The 472-nt window shown below is 68.2% G+C and carries 1 pseudogene; it reads left to right on the top strand.

Features of this window, described 5'->3' with window-relative positions:
• A pseudogene (locus tag G3I78_RS48025) lies at window positions 1–472 on the top strand (coagulation factor 5/8 type domain-containing protein); the annotation flags it as partial.

Here is a 472-nt window from a genome sequence, read left to right as displayed (position 1 = left end):
ACCCGATCTCGATCCACGACGTGTTCGTGCGCGTCGGCGGCGCGCACGCGGGCAAGGTCGACAGCGCGATCGTCATCAACGCGGACGACACGATCGTCGACCACATCTGGTCCTGGCGCGGCGACCACGGCGAGGGCATCGGCTGGGACGTCAACACCGCCGACTACGGCCTCGTGGTCAACGGCGACGACGTCGACGGCTACGGCCTCTTCGTCGAGCACTACCAGAAGTACAACACCCTGTGGAACGGCGAGCGGGGGCGCACGATCTTCTACCAGAACGAGCTCCCGTACGACCCGCCGAACCAGGCCGCGTGGAACCACGACGGCATCCGCGGGTGGGCCGCGTACAAGGTCGCGGACCACGTGCAGGCCCACGAGGCATGGGGCCTGGGCTCCTACTGCGTGTTCACGTCCGACGCGTCGATCGTCTCCGACAACGGGTTCGAGGTCCCCGACACCCCGGGCGTGCG

Source organism: Streptomyces sp. SID13726 (assembly GCF_010548375.1).
Lineage (GTDB): Bacteria > Actinomycetota > Actinomycetes > Streptomycetales > Streptomycetaceae > Streptomyces.
The sequence above is the reverse complement of the archived record's forward strand: the minus strand, read 5'-3'. Positions and strand labels throughout refer to the sequence as shown.